At 63.1% G+C, this 23955-nt stretch carries 23 protein-coding genes; 21 read left to right on the top strand and 2 right to left on the bottom strand.

What is annotated here, in order from left to right; genetic code table 11:
• Positions 1–67 precede the first annotated feature (67 nt).
• Positions 68–1042, bottom strand: a complete 975-nt coding sequence (locus GJ700_RS16455; protein WP_154375721.1) for a CE1 family esterase — start codon at positions 1040–1042, stop codon at positions 68–70.
• A 188-nt stretch (positions 1043–1230) separates the two neighbouring features.
• Between GJ700_RS16455 and GJ700_RS16450 the strand changes: the two genes are divergently transcribed.
• The 8 genes from GJ700_RS16450 to GJ700_RS16415 are packed head-to-tail and all read left to right on the top strand — an operon-like array spanning position 1231 to position 10800.
• On the top strand, positions 1231–2469 hold the full coding sequence (locus GJ700_RS16450; RefSeq protein ID WP_154375719.1) for a hypothetical protein: 1239 nt from the start codon (positions 1231–1233) through the stop codon (positions 2467–2469).
• 13 nt (positions 2470–2482) lie between these two features.
• A complete protein-coding gene (locus tag GJ700_RS36115) occupies positions 2483–4783 on the top strand; it encodes a CHAT domain-containing protein (RefSeq protein ID WP_154375717.1) in 2301 nt (766 codons plus the stop codon).
• The gene (locus tag GJ700_RS16440) at positions 4783–5550 is read left to right on the top strand and encodes an ABC transporter permease (RefSeq protein WP_154375715.1); all 768 of its coding nucleotides are present in this window, start codon (positions 4783–4785) and stop codon (positions 5548–5550) included. The genes GJ700_RS36115 and GJ700_RS16440 overlap by 1 nt, the downstream gene beginning before the upstream one ends.
• Positions 5550–6140 carry a hypothetical protein gene (locus tag GJ700_RS16435; RefSeq protein WP_154375713.1) on the top strand — a complete coding sequence of 197 codons (591 nt, stop codon included), beginning with the start codon at positions 5550–5552 and terminating at the stop codon, positions 6138–6140. The genes GJ700_RS16440 and GJ700_RS16435 overlap by 1 nt, the downstream gene beginning before the upstream one ends.
• Entirely contained in the window at positions 6137–7162 is a 1026-nt protein-coding gene (locus tag GJ700_RS16430) for an MlaD family protein (protein WP_154375711.1), read from the top strand. The genes GJ700_RS16435 and GJ700_RS16430 overlap by 4 nt, the downstream gene beginning before the upstream one ends.
• Positions 7159–8022 (top strand): tetratricopeptide repeat protein, encoded by an 864-nt coding sequence (locus GJ700_RS16425; RefSeq protein WP_154375709.1) that lies wholly within the window; start codon positions 7159–7161, stop codon positions 8020–8022. Before GJ700_RS16430 ends, GJ700_RS16425 begins: the two co-directional genes overlap by 4 nt.
• A gap of 17 nt (positions 8023–8039) precedes the next feature.
• Positions 8040–8918, top strand: coding sequence for a hypothetical protein (locus GJ700_RS16420; protein WP_154375708.1), 879 nt, complete (start codon positions 8040–8042; stop codon positions 8916–8918).
• A gap of 16 nt (positions 8919–8934) precedes the next feature.
• The gene (locus GJ700_RS16415; protein ID WP_154375707.1) at positions 8935–10800 is read left to right on the top strand and encodes an adenylate/guanylate cyclase domain-containing protein; all 1866 of its coding nucleotides are present in this window, start codon (positions 8935–8937) and stop codon (positions 10798–10800) included.
• 8 nt (positions 10801–10808) lie between these two features.
• Here the strand turns inward: GJ700_RS16415 and GJ700_RS16410 are convergent, their stop codons facing one another.
• Positions 10809–11057 carry an accessory factor UbiK family protein gene (locus GJ700_RS16410; protein ID WP_154375705.1) on the bottom strand — a complete coding sequence of 83 codons (249 nt, stop codon included), beginning with the start codon at positions 11055–11057 and terminating at the stop codon, positions 10809–10811.
• A gap of 265 nt (positions 11058–11322) precedes the next feature.
• Between GJ700_RS16410 and GJ700_RS16405 the strand changes: the two genes are divergently transcribed.
• The 13 genes from GJ700_RS16405 to GJ700_RS16345 all read left to right on the top strand — a co-directional run bounded on the left by GJ700_RS16405 (position 11323) and on the right by GJ700_RS16345 (position 23931).
• A complete protein-coding gene (locus GJ700_RS16405) occupies positions 11323–12069 on the top strand; it encodes a TorF family putative porin (RefSeq protein WP_154375703.1) in 747 nt (248 codons plus the stop codon).
• Positions 12070–12083: 14 nt separating this feature from the next.
• On the top strand, positions 12084–12422 hold the full coding sequence (locus GJ700_RS16400; protein WP_154375701.1) for a P-II family nitrogen regulator: 339 nt from the start codon (positions 12084–12086) through the stop codon (positions 12420–12422).
• Between the two features lie 25 nt (positions 12423–12447).
• Complete coding sequence (locus GJ700_RS16395; RefSeq protein ID WP_154375692.1) at positions 12448–14010, top strand: ammonium transporter; 1563 nt, start codon at positions 12448–12450, stop codon at positions 14008–14010.
• A gap of 219 nt (positions 14011–14229) precedes the next feature.
• The gene (gene gshA / locus GJ700_RS16390; RefSeq protein ID WP_154375690.1) at positions 14230–15531 is read left to right on the top strand and encodes a glutamate--cysteine ligase; all 1302 of its coding nucleotides are present in this window, start codon (positions 14230–14232) and stop codon (positions 15529–15531) included.
• An 82-nt stretch (positions 15532–15613) separates the two neighbouring features.
• Entirely contained in the window at positions 15614–16570 is a 957-nt protein-coding gene (gene gshB, locus GJ700_RS16385) for a glutathione synthase (RefSeq protein WP_154375688.1), read from the top strand.
• Positions 16571–16572: 2 nt separating this feature from the next.
• Positions 16573–16974, top strand: coding sequence for a PTS sugar transporter subunit IIA (locus tag GJ700_RS16380; RefSeq protein ID WP_154375686.1), 402 nt, complete (start codon positions 16573–16575; stop codon positions 16972–16974).
• A gap of 16 nt (positions 16975–16990) precedes the next feature.
• Positions 16991–17260: an HPr family phosphocarrier protein gene (locus GJ700_RS16375; RefSeq protein ID WP_154375684.1), complete on the top strand. Its 270-nt coding sequence runs from the start codon at positions 16991–16993 to the stop codon at positions 17258–17260.
• A gap of 38 nt (positions 17261–17298) precedes the next feature.
• A complete protein-coding gene (ptsP, locus tag GJ700_RS16370) occupies positions 17299–19044 on the top strand; it encodes a phosphoenolpyruvate--protein phosphotransferase (protein WP_154375682.1) in 1746 nt (581 codons plus the stop codon).
• 86 nt (positions 19045–19130) lie between these two features.
• Positions 19131–20276 carry a homoserine O-succinyltransferase MetX gene (gene metX / locus GJ700_RS16365; protein ID WP_154375680.1) on the top strand — a complete coding sequence of 382 codons (1146 nt, stop codon included), beginning with the start codon at positions 19131–19133 and terminating at the stop codon, positions 20274–20276.
• Positions 20277–20278: 2 nt separating this feature from the next.
• The gene (metW, locus tag GJ700_RS16360; RefSeq protein ID WP_154375793.1) at positions 20279–20890 is read left to right on the top strand and encodes a methionine biosynthesis protein MetW; all 612 of its coding nucleotides are present in this window, start codon (positions 20279–20281) and stop codon (positions 20888–20890) included.
• Positions 20890–22122: an AmpG family muropeptide MFS transporter gene (locus GJ700_RS16355; protein ID WP_154375678.1), complete on the top strand. Its 1233-nt coding sequence runs from the start codon at positions 20890–20892 to the stop codon at positions 22120–22122. The genes metW and GJ700_RS16355 overlap by 1 nt, the downstream gene beginning before the upstream one ends.
• A complete protein-coding gene (locus GJ700_RS16350; RefSeq protein WP_154375676.1) occupies positions 22119–23018 on the top strand; it encodes a M48 family metallopeptidase in 900 nt (299 codons plus the stop codon). The genes GJ700_RS16355 and GJ700_RS16350 overlap by 4 nt, the downstream gene beginning before the upstream one ends.
• A gap of 1 nt (position 23019) precedes the next feature.
• A complete protein-coding gene (locus tag GJ700_RS16345; protein ID WP_229507037.1) occupies positions 23020–23931 on the top strand; it encodes a pseudouridine synthase in 912 nt (303 codons plus the stop codon).
• Positions 23932–23955 lie beyond the last annotated feature (24 nt).

Raw genomic sequence — 23955 nt, 5'->3', positions numbered from 1 at the left:
ACAGGGGAATGAGCATTGTCACGCCGTCGGCCCACACGCCTGTTGCGCAGGCACAGCCGGGCGGCGATTATGCGCTGCGCAATCCCTGTGCGGCCGGGCGCGCCAGGCGCTTGTCGCGGAAGAAATCCCACGCGGTTTCCGCGATGTCAAAGTCGGCGTTTTGCGCGCCCACCAGCTTGTTGATGAGGTCCGGATAACGGCGGCTGGCGCTGGGCTCCGCGTGGCCGCCGCCATCGATGCGGACCAGTCCCACTTGTAACTGCCCAGACTCTTCGCCCCACAACGTAAAGGTGGCGCGGGTTTTATCCCACGCATGGCGGCCTGGCAGTTGCGTCACGTCCGGCGTGTCCGGCAGCCCGGCCAATTCGCGCCATACACGGGCGCTGTCGTCGAAACTGTTGACGGGGTTCGAGAAACCCAGCGTGTACCAGTATTTGCCGCCACCATAAGGCATCAGTGGATCGGCGGTCCCGCCCACGATCAGCGCCGGCAATGGCGCGCGTGGCTGCATCGGATGGCTGCGCGGCGGCATGCTGGCCAGCACGGCGGAAAACGCGGCCAGCCGGTGCGGAATTTCCATTGCGATGCGGTACGCCATCCAGCCACCGCGCGATACGCCGATCACGTACACGCGCTCCTCGTCCGCGCCATGGGCGACAACTGCATGGTCGATCAGCGCGCCGACCAGCGCCACGTCGTCTTTCCTGGCCACGCGCGCGGCGCTGGCAAAGCATTCATTCCAGCCGCCTTTGCCCGCATCCGGCGCGGCGATGATGACGTGTTCGCGTTCGGCGATTTCCAGCCACACGGATAACGGCGACGGTGGAAACGCCTGGCCCAGCACTTGTTCCGCCGACGCGCCCGCGCCGTGCAAGATGATCACGAGCGGGCGTTTGCCTGCTGGTGCGGCAGTGGGAATACCCAGCAGGCAATGGCGCGGACCTTCGGGCCGTTGCAGCGTCAGCGGCGTGACAGGGGCGCATGGCGAAGTGGCCGTGACGCTGCCCAGCAGCGCTGATTTTATCCAGCCGGCGGCACCCATCGACAGTCTCCAAATATTAAAAAATAAATATTAACACGAGGGAATTAATATGGAATCCGGCATCGCTTGTCCAGCCCTGAACTTGAATACAACAGCCGGGGAAAATTGATTGCAAGTAAATGTTGTCCGGCATACGCTGTCTCTTGAACTTTCACCACTGGTTCTGTCAATAAAGAAAGGGTATCCGCATGAGATTAGGCAAAGTCATTGCGCTGGCAGTCGCCAGCGGTTGCATGGCGCCAGCGATGGCCCAGTTTTCCACTGTGAATGGTTGCGACCGCTCGTACTCCTTCCGTGCCGACGTCGGCACCAACGTCGGTCAGCAGCTGTGCGCATCCAGCTCTGACGTGTTCATCGACGCAGTGCGCAATTTCACGCTGAGTAATCTCGGCTATACCCAGACGTCGCCCGCCAACGTGCAGGGCCGTTTCAATGATGTGGGCGTCTTCCTCAACTATGCGAGCAATTCGCGCACACTGACGTACAACTTCCCGGAGCTGCGTATTTCCGGCCAATTCACCGGCAGTAGCCGCGACGACAGCGAAGAACAATTCATCGACTTCGTGAAAAAGTCCGACCTGATCGGCAAGATCATGAATTACCAAGCCATGCACTCGGCCACCAGCGCGATCACCGGCATGGGCGGGGCCATCCCGATGGCGGGACAGGCCGATTTTGCCGCCAGCTTCGATCCGATGAGCCAGATCGTCACCGGCCCGGCCGGCATGGACACGGGCAGCAATAACCTGATCGGCGTGGGCCTCGGTTATTCCAGTTTCAATATCGATGGCAGCGCGGACCGCGTGCGTTCCATGACGCTGCCGCTGTCGTACACGATCCGCAATGACATCGATCCGCGCCGCCAACTGGTGTTTGCGTTGCCGCTGGCGCTGGTCAAAGTGGGCGAGGCGGATACCTACCATGGCGGCTTCGGCATCTCTTACCGCTACCCGATGAATGACCGCTGGACGCTGACGCCGGGCGGCAAGTATTCGATCGTCGCATCGAAAGACCGCGCCACCGTGTCCACCATCGCGTCGGCCAGCCTGATGAGCACCTATGTGTTCGCGCTGGGCGGCAACCAGGCGATCGCCGTCGGCAATATGCTGGGCTACTACAAGACCGGCAAGTTCTCCAGCCGCGATTTCTCGTTCGACCCGGATATCGCGCTGACCATGGCGCGTAACGGCATCATGTATTCGATGCCGACGTCCATGATGGGGGGCAAAATGGCGGCGGAATTCTCGCTGATCGATACCCGTTACCTGGGCGACAAGCCATTCGTCGATAACACCCAGGAAATCGGCGTCACGGTTGGCACCAACCGCAATGCCGCCAATGCGCGCAGTTTCCTGCGTGGCGGCCTGTCGTACGTGCATGGCAAGGCAACCAAGGGCGTGACCATCAATATCGGTTACTGGTTCTGATAATGTGATTTCTGTGAAAAAAGCCGCGGTGGTGCTTGCGCTGGCGCTGTGCGCGCCGGCGTGGGCCGACCGCACCACCGACCAGGTGGCCATGGCGGCCAGCGGCCGCTTCGACCAGCTGGAGAAAGCGCTGGAAGAACAGGCGGCGCGGGGACCGCTGGATACGCGCGACCGCCATGCGCTGTGCTACGCCTATTCCAAGACCAAACGCTATACGCAGTTGATGGCGTGCCTCGACCAGTTGGCCGTGCAACTGCAAAAAGGCGGCGATAAAAGCACGCGCCTGTTCGCGCTGGACGACGCGACCCCGGCGCTGGGGCAGATGCGCGCCGAAGCGCTGCTGGACCTGGGCCAGTACGACGCCGCCATCAAGATTGCACGGGCCAATGTCGCGTGGCTGGAAGAAGACCAGAGCGACGATCTCGACATGCTGTACAACAGCATGGCGGCGGTCGCAATCGGCCACGCGCTGAATGGCGACAAGGCCAGGGGCCAGGAGATCGTCGACCGCATGGTCAAGGGCCAGGGCAGCATGTTTTCCGCCTACAGCAGCGCCAAGGCGTTGGCCATCGCGCGCGCGCGCATGGCGCTGGGCGACTGGCAGGGCGTGCTCGATGCGCTCAACAGCGACAAGCTGTTTGCCGTCAATATCTTCCTCGACAAGCTGTTTTCCGGCGGCTTCCTGACCGGTGTGAACAACTGGGTGTGGGTGGAATTGCCGCGCGCCTTCATGCTGAACAAGGCGCTGCTGGAGACGGGGCGGCTGGACCAGGCGAAGGCAGGATTCGACCGTGTACTGGCGCTGCCGCAGGTAAAGGAAAACGGCGAAATTTACTGGATGCTGCTGTCGGAGCGGGCTCGCATTGCGGAGCAGGCGGGCGACAAGGCGTCCGCGCTGGCATGGCTGAAGCAGGCCATCGATACGGTGGAAGAACAGCGCGCCAGCATCAATACGGAAACCAGCAAGATCGGCTTCGTCGGCGACAAGCAGGCGATTTATGCGCGCGCCATTACGCTGGCATTGGCGCTGAAGCAGGCCGATACGGCCTATGAATTGATGGAGCGGGGCAAGTCCCGCGCGCTGGTCGATCTGCTGGCCGGGCGCAGCGGCGGCACGCCCCTGGCCGGGCGCAGCGCGGACAGCGCGCGCCTGCTGAAGTCGTACCAGCAGGCGGCCGAACAGGCGGCGGCCCAACTGCCGGTGGACATGGCGCGCGCCGGCAACGCGGAATCGCGCAGCGCCGCGCGCCAGCAGGTATTGCAGTTGAAGGCAGCCGATCCCGCGCTGGCGTCGCTGGTCAGCGTGGGTGCATTGTCGCTGGCCGACGTGCGGCGCTATTTGCGTCCCAACGAAGTCCTGGTCGAGTATTACCAGCACGGCGGCCAGTTGGCCATCGTGGCCGTCAGCGCGGACCAGGTCCAGTCGGCGGTGATCGATGGCGCCGGCCTGGAGCGCGAAGTGCGCGCCTTCCGCAGCCAGATCGAGGCGCAGCAGGCGGCTGCGCTGGCGGCGGGCCAGGCGCTGTACAACAAGCTGCTGGCGCCCGTCTCGGGCCTGATCGCGGGCCGGCACCTGGTCATCGTGCCGCACGGCCCGCTGCACTATCTGCCGTTTGCCGCACTTCATGACGGCAAGGATTACCTGCCGGCGGCGCACCAGCTGCGCTTCCTGCCCAGCGCCAGCGTGCAGCAATACCTGCGCGCGCCGCGCGCCGCGAAAATGGACAGCATGTTGGTGTTCGGCAATCCGGACCTGGGCAATCCACAACTGGATTTGCCCGCCGCGGAAGAGGAAGCGCGCAAGATTTCCACCATGCTGCCCGGCAGCCGTTTGCTGACGCGCGCCGTGGCGTCGGAATCCGCGTTCAAGGACGTCGCGCCGCAATTCCGTTTCCTGCACGTGGCCGCCCATGGCCAGTTCCGCGCCGACGTGCCGCTGCAATCGCGGCTGGCGCTGGCCGCCGACAAAAAGAACGACGGCTCGCTGACCGTATCGGAAATCTATGGCTTGCAGCTGGACGCGGACCTGGTGACCCTGTCCGCCTGCGAGACAGGTTTGAACCGCGCAATGAGCGGCGATGACTTGATCGGCATGACGCGGGGCTTCCTGTATGCGGGCAGTAGCAATATCATTGCCAGCTTGTGGGAAGTGGACGATGAGGCGACGGCGGATTTGATGGTGACGTTTTATGAAAAGCTGCGCGCCGGACAGGGCAAGGCGCAGGCGCTGCAGGAAGCGCAGCAGGCGCTGTGGAAGAAATTCCCCGAACCCCGCTACTGGGCCGCGTTTTACCTGACCGGGCAGGGGGCGTGATGTCGCATCCGGCCCGTCCGCTGTGGTCCGACGCCGCCGGCGCGCTGGCGATGGCCGGCTATGCGCTGCGCCACATCCACGTGCTGGGCCGCCCGCCGCACCGCAGCCGCTTCCTGCGCCTGTTGCTGGACATGGGCGCGCGGGGGCTGGCCAGCACCAGCCTGGCCGCCGCCGTGGCGGGCACGTTGCTGATCGCTCTGCTGGTGCGCACCATAACCGCCAGCCCGGAACTGGCGGTGCGCCTGCTGGCCGTGCTGCTGGTGCGGGAAGCGGGCCCGATGCTGGTGGCCATTCCCGTGCTGCTGCGCACAGGCACCATGATGACCGCGCGGCTCGGTAGCATGCAGCACGATGGCGAAGCGCGCAGCCTGCGCCTGCTGGGGTTGTCGACGCGCGATTACCTGGCCGTGCCGATGGTGCTGGCCTGTATCTGCGCGTGCGTATTGCTGACCGTGTATGTGGAGGCGGCCGCCGTCGCGGGTGGCATCGTGATTGCCGCCGTGCTGCTGGAATTGCCTGCGCGCGAATTGTTCACGCACCTGGCGCTGGTGCTGTCGCCGCGCGACGTGGCCTACGTGGCCGTGAAAAGCATGGGCTTCGGCCTGGTGATTGCCAGCGTGGCGGCATGGCATGGGCTGGGCCGCAGCGACCATACCAGCTTGCCCGACACGGTGGGCCGCGCCGTCATGCAAAGCGTGTTCGGCCTGCTGCTGTTGAATATCGTAGCGGCCGTGCTGCTGTACGGCCCGTTGGCGGCGGGGACCTGATGTATCCGTTGATAGAATTCACCGGCGACGATGGCAGCGAGCATGCGCTGATGCAGGGACGGATCAGTTCCATCGCGTGCGCGCGCCGCACGGACTGCGGCGCCTTCGTCGACCAGTTGCTGTTGCCGGAACATGAAGACCATACGGAATTCCATGTTGGCCGGCACCGTGTGCGGCGCAAGGTGGCGGTGCACCAGATCGGCCTCGTGTCGCGCAAGGCCACGGTGCTGAGCCAGCTCAGCGTGCGCGACAATATCGCATTGCTGGAACCGGCGGGGCCGGCCCGCAAGCGCTTCTGGCGCGCGGTGGACCAGGCGCTGGACGACACCGGTTTATTGTCCGGTGTGAGTCCGGGCTACCTGGTGTCCGGCTTGCCGTGGCATATGCAGGTGGAAATCAACTTCCTGCAAATGTGGCTGCGCCATCCGGAATGCCTGCTGTTCGACCGGGTTTATGAACATGACGATGCGGATAATTTGCTGCACTTGCCTGCGCTGTACCGGCGCCGCTTTCCGCTGCGCGCCGTCTGCTATTTGCAGCGCGGCCCCTTGCCCGCCGGCCTGGGCGTGACCGACGTGGTGCACCTGTGAGCAAGCACCTGCCATTTTCCACGGCGGCGCCGCCGCTGGCGCGCAGGGCGTGGCTGCTGGCCATGCCCGCGCTGCTGGCGCTGGCGGCATGGTTCGTGTACACCGCGTCGCAGCAGGGCATGTTGAGCAGCAAGGAGCGCATCCACTTTCTGGCGCCGACAGCGGCCGGCATGACGCCGGGCATGCCGGTCAAGCTCAATGGTTTTATCGTTGGTGCGGTCGACCGCATCGCATTGCTGCCGCCCACCGTGCAATCGAACTTGCGGGTGCGCGTGGAGCTGGGCATTTACCGCAATTACATGGGTTACATTCCCCGCACCACGATCGCCAAGCTGACGCAGGAAGGCATGCTGGGGCCGAACGTCATCGAACTGCACCCGCAGCGCTACGATGCACGGCCGGTCGGCGCGGGCGACGTGCTGGCCTATGAGCGCACGCCGGGCCTGGCGGAAATCGCCACGCATTTCCAGGAAACGCTGGCGCCGGTGATCGAACACGCGACCACGCTGGGCGCCAGCCTGAATGACCCGAAAGGTAAATTCCAGGGCGCGATCAGCGCGGCGGCCAATGCCATGGAAACGCTGCCGGCCACGGCCGAGCGGTTGGAACAGACGGTGCGGCGCGCGGGCGACGACATGCATCAGCTGGAAGTGCGGACCGAACGCAGCCTGGACAAGACTGACCGTGCGCTGGACGCGGTCAACAGCAAGTTGCCCGTCCTGCTGGACAAGGCCGACAAGACCGTGACGGATTTGCAGGCGGCGGGCGCCAGCGTCAAACGCATCACCGGGGACACGGAACAGGCGGCGCCAGGCTTGCTGCAGGATGCGCAGCAGATCGGCGCGGATGGCACGCGCCTGATGCAGGGCGCGACCAAGAGCTGGCCGATGCGCTTGTGGCTGCCGCCGCCGCAAGCGCGCGGCGTGGCCATCGACAGCCAGCAGGATTTGCCGTTGCCGTTGATGCCCCAGCCGGCGCAGCCGCAGCAACCACCGCAGCCGCCAGTGAAGGATCAGAAATGAACGGCCCCTGCTTGCCGGCCACGATGCGGGCGCTGCTGATGGCGGTGCTGTGCATGGCGCTGCTGGCAGCGTGCGGCACGCAGAAAGTGCTGTCGCCGAGCCAGGCGCAGGCGGTGGCGCTGAACCGCCAGGGCATGGACAGTTTTGCGGCGGGCGACACCGTGCGCGCGCTGCATGCGTTCGAGGCGGCGTTGCAGCTGGAACGGGCGGTGGAAAACGAAGAGGGCATTGCCCTTAATTTGCTGAATCTGGCGCAGTGCTACCAGCGGCTGGGCAAGCCGGAGCTGGCGGCCGCCATGCTGGACCGGTTGCTCGATGGCGGCGGCGTTGTATTCAGTCCGCAGCGGCGGGCGGAAGCGGCATTGCAGCATGCGCTGCTGGCGCTGCAGCGCAATGACGCCGGCGCGGCCGACAAATGGCAGCGCGAGGGCGCCGCCTTGTGCGGCGATTGCGCGCTGGCCGGCAAATTGAACGGCCTGGCTGCGCGGCTGGCGCTGCAACGGGGCAACGCCGAGGACGCATTGAAAAGCGCCGGTGAAGCGCTGGCGAAAAGCGGCGACGACGCGGTGGAAAAAGCCAATGCCTTGCGCCTGCAGGGCGCGGCGCAACTGGCGCTGGGACAAAAGGCGGCGGCGGAGGCTGCGCTGTTGCAGGCGCTGGCGCTGGACAAGGAGGGCGGGTTGCCGGACAAGGTGTTGCAGGACTTGCAGTTGCTGGGGCATGCGGGCAGCGACGTGGCGGCGCAGCGCCGTTATTGGCGGCGCGCGCTGGCGGTTGCGCAGGCAGCGGGCAAGACTGCCGCCGTCAAAGACATCGAGGCCGCGCTGGGTGCCTTGCCACAGGATCAGACATCGCAGTGAAAACAGGGGAGGGAGTCATGATAAATAAAGCGTGGAAGTGGTTCGGAGCGGCGTTCCTGCTCGCTTGCGCGGCGATCGCGCAGCCGGCATTCGCGGCGGGCCCGGCCGACGTGGTTGGCATGGTGCTCGACGTGCAGGGCAGCGGCGAAGTGCTGCAGAAAGACCGCGACAACAAGGAAACGGTCGGCAAGCTGCAATTGCTGGGCTACGTGAAAGCCGGCGCGAAAATCAAGCTGGACGCCGTCAGCAAGGCGTCCGTGTCGCACTATGGGGCGAAGCTGATTTACCAGATGACCGGCCCGGTGATGGCGGAAGTCAGCGCCGATGGCTTGAAAGTCATCAGCGGCAAGCCGCCCGTGACGAAGTCGCTGGCGGAAAAAATCGTGCAGGCCGCCGTCAACCCGAACCTGGGCGCCGCCGCCTTCAAGATGCGGGCGCTGGGACAGGATATCGCCATGCTGTCGCCATCGAACCGCAGCAAGCAAGTCAATCCCCGTCCCCGCTTCCAGTGGAGCGCGCCGGAGCCGGGCACCTTCGACGTCACGGTCACGGAATTGCCTGACACCGTGGTGCAGCGCGCCACCGTCGATGGCATGGTGTGGGAATTGCCTGCCGGCGCCAAACTGGCCCAGGGCAAGGATTACCGCTGGAGTGTCAGCGGCGCCGCGCCGGATGGCCAGCAGCGCAGCGCGTCGGCGGAATTTTCCATGGCCACGCAGGCCGAAGCGGACAGCGTGCTGGGCTTGCGTCCGTCTTCCGGCGCGGCCGTCGAGGAATGGGTGCTGTACGTGGCAATCCTGCGCGACCGTGGCATGGTGGACGAAGCGCGCGACGTGTGGCGCATCATTGCCAGCCAGCGTCCGGATTTAAGCAGCGCCAATCCACTGGCGCGCTGAGCGGAGGACCGGGGGGATGGATTTATCGGGCGGCGGCGGACGTGGCAGACGCAATACCGGCATGGCGCTGGGATTGCTGGCGGCCACCGCGCTGGCGGCGCTGTCCATGCTGGCGGCGCCGGTCTTCGACGCGCGCCTGCTCGACGCCCAGTTTGAATTCAACCGGCAATACTTCCCGCAACCGGTCGCCAATGACGTAGTGCTGGTCGGCATCGATGAAGCGTTTCTCGATACCGTCGACGAGCCGCTGAGCCTGAGCCACCGCTATCTGGCGGAATTCCTGGGCGCCGCCAGCGACGCGGGCGCCACTGTTATCGGCCTGGACCTGGTATTGCCGGAAAAGCGTTTCGACACGCTGGTCTCCGTGCGCAATCCCGAACTGGATTTCCACCGCACCTTGTTGACCGGGCTGCTGCGCACCTTGCCGAAGACCAAACTGGTGCTGGCCAAGGTATGGGATTTCCAGCGCGGCCATTACCGCGATATCCAGATCGATTACGCGGCCGTGCTGGCATCCCAGCAGGAACCCCAGGCGCTGGCGTCCGCGCTGTTTTGCAGCGATGACGATACGCGCGTGCGGCGCTACCCCGACCCGGGCTGGAATTGCCTGCCTGACCGCAGCCCCCATACGCTGTCCAGCGAAATCGCGGCGGCGATGGGGGTGCGGAGCGAATGGCGGGGATTGATCAATTACCAGATCGGCGCGGAATTCCATTACCTGCCGCTGGGCGAAGTGCTGCAACTGGCGCGCGATGGCAATACCGAGCGCCTGCGCAGCATCTTCGACAAGCGCGCCGTGCTGCTGGGCACGGTGCAGGACGACACCGACCTGGTGAACCTGCCGGTGGCGCTGGCCGGCTGGCGGCCTGGCGTCAAGCGCCAGCCGGGTGTCCTGGCCCATGCGCAAGCGGTGCGCAGCATGTTGAACCAGGGTATGGTGCAGCCCGTGTCGCCCGGTTTGCAGGGGCTGATGGCGCTGCTGGGCGCGCTGTTCTGGTTCCATCCCGCCGTGGCGCGCAAGCTGTTGCTGGCGGCCATGCTGTCGGTGGCGCTGCTGGCGGGCAGCGCCCTGTGGCTGCAGTCCGGCTGGTGGGCTGCGCCGGGGGCGGCATTGCTGGCCATGTGGGCGGCGGCGCTGTCGCGCTCCGCATGGCAGGCGTGGCGCAACTTCCGTGAAAAGCAGCGGTTGCGGCGCAGTTTTTCCGGCTATGTCAGCCCGCACGTGATGCAGCAAATCATGAGCGGCGACCTCGATGCGGGGCGGCGCGGCGTGAAAACCGAGGTGTGCGTGCTGTTTTCCGACATCCGCAATTTCACCGCCATGAGCGAGCGCATGGAGGCGGAACAGGTCGTGTCGTTATTGAACCGGTACTTTGCGCGCATCACCGCCATGGTGCACCGGCATGGCGGCACCGTCGATAAATTCATCGGCGACGGCATGATGGCGTTCTTTGGTGCGCCCAATCCCCTGCCAAGTCCGGAAAAAGCGGGCCTGGAAGCGGCGCGCGACATGCTGGCGGAACTGGCGGAATTGAACCGCGAACTGGAACAGGAAGGGTGGCCGCCGCTGGCGATGGGCATCGGCCTGCACAGCGGGCCGGCCGTGATCGGTTATATCGGCTCCAGCGACCGCCACGAATATACGGCGATCGGCGACACGGTCAACGTGGCGTCGCGGCTGGAGGGGATGTGCAAGCAGTTCGGCTATCCCGTGATTTGTTCTGATGCGGTGGCGCAGCGCGTGGGTTTGCCGGACTTCCTGCTGCCGCAGGGCGAACACCCGTTAAAAGGGCACAGTGCCGTGGCCATCTACGGCTGGAATCCGGAGCTGGGGGATTACGGCGCCGCCCGCCACGCTACGGACGCGCCCGTACAGGAATAACGCTCCGTTCAATCCTTGTCGGCAGCGAACTTCGCTTCCAGTTCCACCAGCCGCGCTTCCAGCGCTTCCAGCTTGGCGCGCGTCTTGGCCAGTACTTGCGCCTGTACATCGAATTCTTCCCGCGTAACCAGGTCCAGCTTGGCAAAGCCCTGCGTCATCATGGCTTTGACATTCTTTTCGATGTCCTTCGCAGGCGAGTTTTCAATCGCCTGGTTGATCTTGCTTTGCATGTCATTGAAAAAACTGTTCATGTCCATGAGGGGTTCCTTGATCTTTTTGAAATGTCTCTAAAAACGCACCAATCTGGTGCGATGTCGTCTTACTATGCCACGAGATGGTGCAAGGCGTGGTGCAGCCGGATAACTATATGTGCTGAACACTATCGACTATACGGTAGCCGCTTCATAACGGTGCCTGGACGGTGCGCTGGCACGCATTCTGCTAAAGAGGTAATGAACGTTTAGGCTCAGCCTGGATTTTAAACCGCAATAGCTCATCAAGTTCAAACTAAAGGATATCGCTATGAAATACATGACCAAGCCCTCGTCTGTAGCAGCCGCAGTTGCGTTGGCGGTTGCCGCAATGGGAGCGGGACTTGCGCACGCAGAAGAAGCCAAGCCGGATCACGAGGTGTCCTTCAATGCAGCAGTCACCTCCGACTACCGCTATCGCGGCATTTCCCAATCGCGCCTGAAGCCTGCCCTGCAAGCCGGCGCCGATTACACGCACAACCCGACTGGCCTGTATGTGGGGACGTGGGCCTCGTCGATCAAGTGGATCAAGGATGGCGGCGGCGACACCAATCTCGAATGGGATATCTATGGCGGCAAGCGCGGCGAGATCGCCCCTGGCGTCACCTATGACGTTGGCGGCCTGTACTACTTCTACCCGTCGAACGGCCTGAAGCCAAGCGCCAATACGTTTGAAGTGTACGGCCAGGTGGGCTATGGCCCGGCCACGCTGAAGTATTCGTCGTCGACCACCAACCTGTTCGGCTTTGCCGACAGTAAGCATTCCGGTTACCTGGACGCCCAGATCAACCAGGAACTGGCCGAAGGCCTGGTGCTGAACCTGCACGTGGGCCACCAGAAAGTCAGCCATAACAGCGCCGCCAGCTACACCGATTACAAGATCGGCGTGACCAAGGACTTCGGCGTTGCCGCCGTGTCGCTGGCCGTGATCAAAGCGAACTCCGACGCCTACGTTGGCGCGGGCGGCAAGGATCTGGCGAAAACCGGCGCCGTGCTGACTGTTTCCAAAGTCTTCTGATAGCGAGGCATGCCATGAAACTGATTACTGCAATTATCAAGCCGTTCAAACTGGACGAAGTTCGCGAAGCCCTGTCGGCCATCAATGTCCAGGGCATTACCGTGACGGAAGTGAAGGGCTTCGGCCGTCAGAAGGGCCACACCGAGCTGTACCGTGGCGCGGAATACGTGGTGGATTTCTTGCCAAAAACTAAAATCGAAGCGGCCGTCGACGATGCTGTTGTCGATCAAGCCATCGAAGCCATTGAGAAAGCTGCCCGTACCGGCAAGATCGGCGACGGCAAGATTTTCGTCTATAACCTGGAACAGGTCGTTCGTATCCGTACCGGCGAAACCGGCAACGACGCACTCTGATGCAATCAAATTGGGGATGATAGCCATGAAAAAAACCATAACGAAAATGCTGGCCGGGGCGGCGATGCTGTTCGCCTTCGGCGCCGCACTGCCGGTGCAGGCGCAGGATGCCAAACCTGCCGAAGCCGCGGTGGCTTCCGCTGCCGCCGCCGCACCGGCTGCCAGCGCGCCTGCCGCCGCACCTGCTGATGCGGCACCAGCACCAGCACCAGCCGCTGCCGCCGCTGCACCTGCCGATGCGGCTGCCGCACCGGCGCCCGTCGCCAACAAGGGCGACACTGCCTGGATGTTTGTCGCCACGCTGCTGGTGATCCTGATGACGATCCCTGGCCTGGCCCTGTTCTACGGCGGCCTGGTACGCTCGAAGAACATGCTGTCCGTGCTGTTGCAAGTGTTCTTCATTTTTGCGCTGATCATTACGCTGTGGTGCATTTATGGCTACTCGCTGGCGTTCACGGAAGGCGGCGCGTTCTACGGTAAATTCGACCGCCTGTTCCTGAACGGTATCTGGGATCCGGTCAAGGCGTCGTTCACGACTGCGGCCACGTTCAGCAAAGGCGTGGTGATTCCTGAGTTCATCTACGTCGCGTTCCAGGGCACGTTTGCCGCCATCACTTGCGGCCTGATCGTCGGTGCTTTCGCCGAGCGTGCGAAATTCTCCGCCGTGGTTGCGTTCGTGGTCCTGTGGTTCACGTTCTCGTACCTGCCGATCGCCCACATGGTCTGGTTCTGGACCGGTCCTGACGCGATCAAGGATGCCGCGACCCTGGCCGCGGAAACCGCCAAAGCCGGCTACATCTGGCAAAAAGGCGCGCTGGACTTCGCCGGCGGCACCGTGGTGCACATCAATGCCGCCGTGGCCGGCCTGGTTGGCGCCATCATCATCGGCAAACGCGTTGGCTATGGCCGCGAATCGATGGCTCCGCACTCGCTGACGATGACCATGATCGGCGCATCGCTGCTGTGGGTGGGCTGGTTCGGTTTCAATGCCGGTTCCGCACTGGAAGCCGGCGACGTGGCGGCCCTGGCCTTCGTCAACACGCTGCTGGCAACCGCTGTCGCCACCGTATCGTGGGTGGTTGGCGAGTGGATGATGAAGGGCAAACCTTCGATGCTGGGCGGCGCGTCCGGCGCGGTGGCTGGCCTGGTTGCCATCACCCCTGCCTGCGGTTATGTGGGCCCGATGGGCGCACTGGCCATCGGCCTGCTGGCTGGTGTGGTCTGCCTGTGGGGCGTGAACGGCCTGAAACGCCTGATCGGCGCGGACGACTCGCTGGACGTGTTCGGCGTACACGGCGTGGGCGGTATCCTGGGTGCACTGTTGACCGGCGTGTTCGCTGCGCCATCGCTGGGCGGCCAGGGCATCTTCGACTACGTGACCAACAAGATGTCGGCCGATGCGTATTCGATCGGCGCCCAGGTGACGACCCAGGCAACCGCTGTCGGCATCACCATCGTGTGGTCGGCCGTGGTTTCCGTGATCGCCTACAAACTGGTGGATATCGTCATCGGCCTGCGTGTTCCTGAAGAGGAAGAGCGCGAAGGCCTGGATATCACCAGCCATGGTGAACAGGCTTACCACGCTTAATTGCTGAGAACGTAGGGCGGCGCGCAAGCGCACCGTCCTGCTGCAAAAAGGCGCCGAAAACGGCGCCTTTTTGCATGGAAAGCTGTGTTGCCTGAGATGAGGGTGCCTAAGGGCACCTTTTTTCTATCTCTTAACCTTTAAAATGCCACTTTTGCCCCGATTTGGTGAGATTGCACGGTAATATAAGACTGTTTTTCTATAGTTGTTAAGGAAGCAATCATGGTCCCCCACCTCGTCACGGCCCTGACTGGACCGCTGCTCGACCTCGAAGAAAAGATCATCGCCGCCACGCCGGCCATCGAACGCTGGTTCCGCCTGGAATGGCAGGAACATACGCCGCCATTCTATTGCTCCGTTGATTTGCGCAATGCCGGCTACAAGCTGGCGCCGGTCGATACCAACCTGTTCCCCGCCGGTTTCAATTACCTGGCCACGGAAATGCTGCCGCTGTCGGTGCAAGCCGCGATGGCCGCCATCGACAAGTATTGCCCGGACGCGCGCAACCTGCTGCTGATCCCCGAGGTGAAGGACCGCCATCCGCGCTACCTGGAAAATATTGCGCGCCTGATGCAGATTTTCCGCCAGACCGGGCTGCATGTACGCCTGGGCTCGCTGTCGCCGGAGATTACCCAGCCGACGCCGCTGGCGCTGCAAGACGGCAATATGCTGGTGATCGAACCGCTGGTGCGTTCGCCGAACGGGCGCCGCCTGGGCCTGAAGGATTTCGATCCGTGCACCATTTTGATCAATAACGATTTGTCGGCGGGGATCCCCGACATTTTGCAAAACATCCACGAGCAAAGCTTGCTGCCGCCGCTGCATGCGGGCTGGGCGTTGCGCCGCAAGAGCAACCACCTGACCGCTTATGATGAAGTGGCGAAGAAGTTCGGCAAGCTGATTGGCGTCGACCCGTGGATGTTGAACCCGTTCCACGCCAAGTGCGGCGAAGTCGACGTGCACAGCGGCGACGGCCTGGATTGCCTGGCCACCAATGTCGATGCGCTGCTGGCGAAAATCCGCAAGAAGTACAAGGAATACGGCATCAAGGACCAGAAGCCGTTTGTCATCATCAAGCCCGACGCGGGCACCTATGGCAAGGGCATCATTTCCGTGCGCGACGCGGCCGAATTGAAGGAATTGACGGCCGCGCAGCGCGAGCGCATGTCGATCATCAAGGATGGCAAAGTGGTGTCTGACCTGAACGTGCAGGAAGGCGTGCCGACCTTTGAGAGCATCAAGGATTCGGTGGCGGAACCGGTGGTGTACATGATCGACCGCTACGTCGTGGGCGGCTTTTACCGTGTGCACGCGGAGCGCGGCGTGGAGCAAAATCTCAACGCGCCCGGTTCGCAATACATGCCGCTGGCGTTCGCGCAGCAGCACGCGGTGCCGGACGTGAAAGCCAAGCCGGGCACGGCGGCGCCGAACCGCTTCTACGTGTATGGCGTGGTGGCGCGCCTGGCTTTGCTGGCGGCATCGCTGGAAATGGAGCGGACGGACCCGAATCCGGAAGTGTATTAGACAGCCCTTCTCGCCGGGAGACGCCCGGTGCGTTCAGGCGAAGTCGGCTAAAATCGATACATTCCCTCTATAGAGCTCCACCATGAAAATAGCTTTCCTTGCCGATCCGCTGGCCAGTTTTAAAACCTACAAGGATTCGACCTACGCGATGATGGCCGAGGCGGCGCGCCGCGGCCATGACGTCTATGCGTTCGAACAGCATGACATGGTGTTGCTGGACGGCGTGGTCACGGCGCGCGTGGCCAGGATCACGCTGACCGGCGATGGCGACGACTGGTACCGCGCCACCGACGTGCACGAATCGCGCCTCGATGCATTCGACGCCGTCATCCAGCGCAAGGATCCGCCGTTCGACATGGAATACGTGTACGGCACGTACCTGCTCCAACTGGCGGAGCAGCAGGGCGCCCGCGTATTCAACAAGCCGTCCGCGATCCGCGATCACAATGAAAAATTGTCGATTGCGCAATTCCCGCAATTCACCGCGCCCACCCTGGTCAGCTCGTCGGAACAGCGCCTGCGTGAATTCCACCGCCAGCACCGCGACGTGATTTTCAAGCCGCTGGACGGCATGGGCGGCGCCGGCATTTTCCGCGTCAAGGATGATGGCCTGAACCTGGGCTCCATCATTGAAACGCTGACGGTGCTGGGTACGCGCACCATCATGGCGCAGCGCTTTATCCCGGACATCGTCAAAGGCGACAAGCGCATCTTGCTGATCGATGGCAAACCGGTGCCGTTCGCGCTGGCGCGTATTCCCCAGGCGGGCGAAGTGCGGGGCAACCTGGCCGCCGGCGGCACGGGTATGGCGCAGCCACTGTCGCCCCGTGACCGCGAAATTGCGGAAAGCCTCGGCCCTGTACTGGCGGCACGCGGTTTGTTGCTGGTAGGATTGGATGTTATTGGTGAAAACTTGACAGAAGTGAACGTCACCAGCCCCACCTGCTTCCAGGAGATCACGCAGCAGACGGGCTTCCAGGTGGCCGCCATGTTCATCGACGCGGTGGAAGCACGCGCGGCCCAGGCGGCGCAGGGGTAAGCATGGTCGGCATTTTGCTCATGACGCACGCACCGTTGGGCCAGGCATTTATTGCCGCGTGCAACCACGTCTTCCGTGGCGAGACGGAAAAGCTGGAAGCCATCGACGTGCTGGCGGACCAGGATTTGAATGAAGTACAGGCGCTGGCGCAGGCGGCCATCAAGCGCCTCGACAGCGGCGCCGGTGTGCTGGTCATCACCGATATCAAAGGCGGTACCCCCGCCAATTGCTGCAACAAGCTGGCCGATGCCGGCCGCGTGGAAGTGATTGCCGGTATCAGCCTGCCGATGCTGTTGCGTGCGATCACCTACCGCCGCGACACGCTGGATGTGGTGGTTGAAATGGCCCTGGCCGGCGCGCAAAACGGCGCGGTGCGGGTCGATAACCGTATCCGCGTGGTGTAACCAACTGAGAACCTTTATGATCCAGCAAGAACTCGAAATCATTAACAAGCTGGGCCTGCATGCACGGGCCTCCGCCAAGTTCACGCAGCTGGCGGCCAAGTACAAAAGCGACGTTTTCCTGACCCGCAATGCCCGCCGCATCAATGCCAAGTCCATCATGGGCGTGATGATGCTGGCGGCCGGCAAGGGCGCCAAGGTGGTGCTGGAAGCGGATGGTCCCGATGAACAGGATTGCATCACGGCGCTGACCGCGCTGGTCAATGACAAGTTCGGCGAAGGCGAGTAATGCCGGATGACCGCCGCCCACACACAACACTGAAAAATATGGCGTCGTTCTCCCTCCACGGTATCCCGGTTTCACGCGGCATCGCAATTGGCCGCGCACATATGCTGGCGCCGGCAGCACTGGACGTTAAACATTACCTGGTGCAGGAAGAGCACCTGGAAGCGGAAGTCACGCGCCTGCGCGAAGCGCTGGCCACCGTGCACCGTGAATTGCAGACCTTGTGGAATGATTTGCCGAAGGATGCGCCGACCGAACTGGGCGCGTTCATCGACGTGCATGCGCTGATCCTGTCGGACCCGATGATTTCGGAAGCACCGCTGGACATCATCCGCACGCGCCACTACAACGCCGAATGGGCGCTGCTGACGCAAATCGACGAACTGTCGGCGCAATTCGATGAAATCGAAGACCCCTACCTGCGCGAGCGCAAAGCCGACATCCAGCAGGTGGCGGAGCGGGTCTTGAAAGTGTTGATGGGCAGCGAGCCGCTGCCGCTGCAGGTTGAACCCGACCCGGACGGCTTCCAGGCCCAGATGATCGTGGTGGCGCACGATATCTCGCCGGCCGACATGCTGAAGTTCCGCGACCGTTCCTTCATCGGTTTCATCACCGACGTGGGCGGCCAGAACTCGCACACGGCCATCGTGGCCCGCAGCCTCGACATCCCGGCGGCGGTCGGCATGTCGCAGGCATCCACCCTGATCGAGCAGGACGACTGGGTCATCATCGATGGCGACACCGGCGTGGTGATCGCCAACCCCAGCGCGCTGGTGCTGGAACAATACCGCGAGCGCCAGCTGCAACAGCAGCGCGCCCGCAAGAAGCTGCAAAAACTCAAAAAGACCGCGTCCGTCACGAAAGACGGCACGCCGATTACGCTGCTGGCCAATATCGAATTGCCGGAAGATTGCGAGGCGGCGCTGGAGTCGGGCGCCCATGGCGTCGGCCTGTTCCGCTCGGAATTCCTGTTCATGGGCCGCGCCGCATCGATTCCGTCGGAAGACGAGCAGTTCGAGCAATACCGCAAGGCCGTGGAAATGATGAAAGGGCGGGTGGTCACCATCCGCACGCTGGACCTGGGGGCGGACAAGCCGCTGGACCAGGCCGAACACACGGCGCTGAACCCGGCGCTGGGATTGCGCGCGATCCGCTATTGCCTGGCCGAGCCGCAACTGTTCCTGTCGCAGTTGCGCGCGATCCTGCGCGCGTCCGTGTACGGCAAGGTGCGCATCCTGATCCCGATGCTGGCCCACGCGTTCGAGATCGACCAGGCGCTGGCCATGATCGAGCAAGCGAAGGGGCAGTTGCGCGAAGCGGGCATCCCGTACGACGCTGCGGTGGAAGTGGGCGCCATGATTGAAATCCCGGCGGCGGCCCTGTCGCTGCCGATGTTCGTCAAGCGCATGGACTTCCTGTCGATCGGCACCAATGACCTGATCCAATATACGCTGGCAATCGACCGGGTTGATTATGAGGTGGCGCACCTTTACAATCCCCTGCATCCCGCCGTGCTCCAGCTCATTGCCATGACTATTGCGGCCGGCCACAAGGCCGGCATCGACGTGGCGGTCTGCGGTGAAATGGCAGGTGACGTCAAGCTGACCCGCCTGTTGCTGGGCATGGGACTGCGCGAATTCTCCATGCATCCTGCGCAGCTCCTGGCGGTCAAGCAGGAAATCCTGAACAGCGACCTCGGCCTCATCATGCCGCAGACGCGCAAGATCCTGCGCGCGGTGGAGCCGAACGCCATCGCCGATGCCGTACAGGCATTGCAAGCTTTGTAAAATTGCATTTCCGGCAGTTTGCGGCGCCTATCATTGGGGCGCCGCATTGACCAATGGCCCGTGGGGCCGTGCTTTTCTGAAAACCCATGCCTTCGATAGGAATCGTAACGCCGAAAACCATGCATTTCGCGGAGCCGCTGCCACTGCAAAGCGGTGCGCAGCTGCGCGACTATATGCTGATGTATGAAACCTATGGCACCCTGAACGCGGACAAATCCAATGCCGTGCTGGTGTGCCATGCCCTGAATGCGTCCCACCACGTGGCCGGCGTCTATGCCGACCAGCCGAATAACGTGGGCTGGTGGGACAACATGGTGGGACCGGGCAAGCCGCTCGACACCGATAAATTCTTTGTCATCGGGGTCAACAACCCCGGTTCGTGCTTCGGCTCGACGGGCCCGATGCACACCAATCCCGCCACCGGCAAGCCCTATGGCGCAGCCTTCCCCGTGGTGACGGTGGAAGACTGGGTCAATGCGCAGGCGCGCCTGGCGGACCAGCTGGGCATCGCCCGCTTTGCCGCCGTCATGGGCGGTTCGCTGGGCGGCATGCAGGCGCTGGCCTGGTCCATCATGTATCCGGACCGCCTGGGCCACTGCCTCGTCATCGCGTCGACGCCGAAACTGTCGACGCAAAATATCGCCTTCAACGACGTGGCGCGCCAATCGATCCTGACGGACCCCGATTACCATGGCGGCGATTTTTACGAACATGGCGTGGTGCCGAAAAACGGCTTGAAAGTCGCGCGCATGATCGGCCATATCACGTACCTGTCGGACGATTCGATGGGCGAGAAATTCGGCCGCAAGCTGCGCGATGCGGAGGAATACAAATTCGGCTTCGGCGTGGACTTTGAAATCGAATCGTACCTGCGCTACCAGGGCGACAAGTTTTCCTCGTACTTCGATGCCAACACGTACCTGCTGATCACCAAGGCGCTGGATTACTTCGATCCGGCCCGTAACCATGGCGGTGACCTGGCCAAGGCGCTGGCGGGTACCAAGGCGGAATTTTTCCTGGCGTCGTTCACCACGGACTGGCGTTTTTCGCCGGAGCGTTCCCGTGAAATCGTCGATGCGCTGATCGCCAACCGGCGCGCCGTCACGTACGCGGAAATCGATGCGCCGCACGGCCACGATGCGTTCCTGCTGGAAGATGCGCGCTACATGAACATGGTGCGCGCGTATTACGATCGCGTTTGGAAGGGATTGACGCAAGGAGTAAATAAGTGACGTTGACCTTTGAAGATTTGAGCAGCGCGCGCCCGGACCTGGCGTTCATCGCGCACTGGGTAAAAGCCGGCTCGCACGTGCTGGACGTGGGCTGTGGCGATGGCGTCATGATGGAATACCTGCAAGCGGGCAAGCAGTGCACCGGTTACGGCATCGAGATTGCTGACGACAAGGTGCTGGAAAGCACGCAGCGTGGCGTGCGCGTGATCCAGCAGGATATGGAAAACGGCCTGGGCCTGTTCCGCGACAATTCGTTCGATACGGTGCTGTGCCTGTCGTCGCTGCAAATGATGAAGCAAGTGGAAGAGCTGTTGCGCGACATCGTCCGCGTCGGCAAGGAAGTCATCGTTTCATTCCCCAACTTCGCGTACTGGCCGCATCGCGTGGCCTTGCTGAAAGGCCGCATGCCGGTGTCGAAAACCTTGCCGTACCAGTGGTACGATACGCCGAACGTGCGCTGCGCCACCATCACGGATTTCCGCGAACTGGCGGAGGAAGTGGGGCTGGACGTGGTGGAATGCGTGGCGCTGGCCGAAGGCAAGATCGTCGAAGTCTTGCCCAACCTGCGCGGCGAACTTGCCGTGTTCCGCCTGCGCAAGAAGGCGGCGCACTGATGGCGGCGGCGGGCTGGCGCTCCTATCTGAATGGCCGCATCCTGGCCATCCTGTTTTTCGGGTTCAGCTCCGGCCTGCCGCTGTACACGCTGCTGTCATTGACCCAGGCCTGGCTGTCCAAGTCGGGCATGAACCTCAAGACGCTGGGCCTGTTCTCGGTCGTCATGTTTTCCTATACGTTCAAATTCCTGTGGTCGCCGCTGATGGACCGCTATGCGCTGCCGCTGGGGCGCCGGCGCGGCTGGATGGCGTTGAGCCAGCTGGCGCTGTTCCTGCTGATCGGCGGCATGGGCTTGCTCGATCCCGTCGGCCAGGTCGGGCTGGTGGCGGTCAGCGTCGGCCTGGTCGCTTTCGTGTCGGCCAGCCAGGACGTGGTGATCGATGCCTACCGCCGCGAAGTGCTGGAAGATAACGAACAGGGCCTGGGCGCGGCCGCCATCGTCAGCGCCTACAAGGCCGCGCAACTGGTGCCCGGTTCGCTGGGGCTGGTGCTAGCCGACAGTTATCCGTGGGCAACGGTGTTCTGGATCGTGGCCGCGTTCATGTTGCCGGGGCTGGCCTGCACCTTGCTGGTGAAAGAACCGAAGGTGTATGGCGACCCGCCGAAAAACTTGCAGCAAGCCATCGTGCTGCCGTTCCGCGAATTCATCCAGCGCGACGGCTGGCGGCGGGCGTTGTGGATCGTCGCCTTCATCCTGCTGTACAAGATCGGCGATTCCATGGCCACCGCGCTGGCCACCAAGTTTTTCCTCGACCTCGGCTTTACCACCACGCAGATCGGCCTGGCCGCCAACGCCACCGTGCTGTGGGCCAGCCTGGCCGGCGGCGTCGTCGGCGGCGTGTGGATGGTGAAACTGGGCATCAACCGGGCGTTGTGGGTGTTTGGCGTGCTGCAGGCGCTGGCCATCCTCGGCTTTGCGTGGCTGGCCAGGGCGGGCGCCGATCCGGTCTTGCTGGCCGGCGTCTATGGTTTCGAATCGTTCACCAGCACCGGCCTGGGCACGGCCGCACTGGTGGCATTTATCTCGCGCTGCACCGACCCGCGTTACACTGCCACCCAATATGCACTGTTTTCCAGCCTGGCTGCCGTGCCGCGCACGTTCATCAATGCGTCGGTCGGCTACATCGTGGCGGAAACGGGCTGGTTCAACTTCTTTATTATCTGCTTTGTCCTGGCGTTCCCCGCCATGATGATGTTGCCCAAAATTGCACCATGGAATTCAACGAAATGAAACCGCTGAAACCGCTGAAACTGACCCTGGCCGCACTGGCGCTGGCGGTCAGCACCCTTGCCGTCGCGGCGCCTCACAAGGGCGAGCAGGACGGCATTCCTGTCGATGACCTGTCGCCGCTGCGCGGCATTGCCGGCGACGCCGCCGCGTTCGACGCGCAATCGAAACAGCAATACCTGCAATTGATGAGCCAGGCGCAGCAAAAAGGTGCGCTGATGCCGGACAGTGATCCGCAAGTGCAGCGCCTGCGCAATATCGCGCGCCGCATCGTGCCGTTTGCGCCGCGCTGGAATCCGGAAGCGGCGAAATGGGGCTGGCAAGTCAACCTGCTGAATTCACCGACCGTCAACGCGTTTTGCATGCCGGGTGGGCGCATTGCGTTTTACACCGGTATCCTGGCCAAGCTGAATTTGACGGACGATGAAGTGGCCATGGTCATGGGCCATGAAATCGCCCACGCGCTGCGCGAACATGCGCGCGAACAGGCCGGCAAGACGGCCGTCACGGGCTTCCTGAGCCGCCTGGCGGGCGCCGGCGCCGCCGCGTATTTCGGTGTCGACCCGCGCCTCGGCGAACTGGGCGGCAACCTGGTGACCAAGGGCGCCGCGCTGAAATTCTCGCGCGACGATGAGCGCGACGCCGACCTGGTGGGCATGGACCTGGCCGCCCGCGCCGGCTACGATCCGCGCGCCGGCCGCGTGCTGTGGGAAAAGATGGCCACGCAAAGCAAGGGCGCGCCGCCAGCCTTCCTGTCGACCCACCCGGCCGGCAAGGAGCGCATCGAGCGCATGGAAAAAGCGCTGCCGCTGGTGCTGCCGGTGTTTGCCCGCACCAAGGGCGTGGATGCGGACCAGTTGCCGCCCTACCGCACGCTGCCCGTGCCCGGCGTGAAATAACATGCCCCGCCCGCGCGTGCGGGAAGAGGCGCCGCTGCCGATGCGCGACGGCGTCGCTCCCAGTTACTTGTGGCTGCCGGAAGGGCAGTGGCCGAACATGCTGGCCTTTCTCGTCGACTACTATCCGGCCGTGTCCGAAAGCGCGTGGCGCGAACGGATGGCCAAAGGCGAGGTGGTCGACAACGATGGCCGCCCGTTGGCGCCCGAGTCGCGCTACCAGCGCGGCATGCGCATCTTTTATTACCGCGAACTGGAACAGCCGGAAACGCCGATTCCGTTTGAAGAGGAAATCCTGTTCCAGGACGACCACCTGGTGGTCGTCGACAAACCGCATTTCCTGCCCATGATTCCGTCGGGCCGCTTCCTGCATGAGACCTTGCTGGTGCGGCTGCGGAAAAAACTCGGTATCGAAGAGTTGACGCCGATCCACCGCCTCGACCGCGAAACCGCCGGCGTGGTGATTTTTTCGTCGAATATCGCCAGCCGGGGGCGCTACCAGTCGATGTTCCAGAAGCGCGTGGTGCAAAAGGAATATGAAGCGCTGGCGCCACGGCTGGAAGGCGTGGATTTTCCGTTCACGTACCGCAGCCGCATGGTGGACGGCGACAAATTCTTCGTCATGAAAGAAGAGCCGGGCGAACCGAATTCGGAAACCGTGATCGACGTGATCGAACACCGGGACGATGGCACCACCTTGTACCGCCTGTGGCCGCACACGGGCCGCCAGCACCAGTTGCGCCTGCACCTGGCGTCGCTGGGCATCCCCATCGTCAACGACGCGTTTTATCCGGTCGCGTTGCCGTGCAAGCAGGACGATGTGTCGTCGCCGTTAAAACTGCTGGCGCGGGCGATTTCGTTTGCCGATCCGCTGACGGATGAGATACGGCGCTTTGAAAGCCGCCGTACGCTGTAAGCCGAACCAGGCCGGATCGAGCCT

This window comes from Pseudoduganella rivuli (genome assembly GCF_009674485.1).
Taxonomy (GTDB): domain Bacteria; phylum Pseudomonadota; class Gammaproteobacteria; order Burkholderiales; family Burkholderiaceae_D; genus Rugamonas; species Rugamonas rivuli_B.
This window is presented reverse-complemented; position numbering and strand designations above follow the sequence as displayed.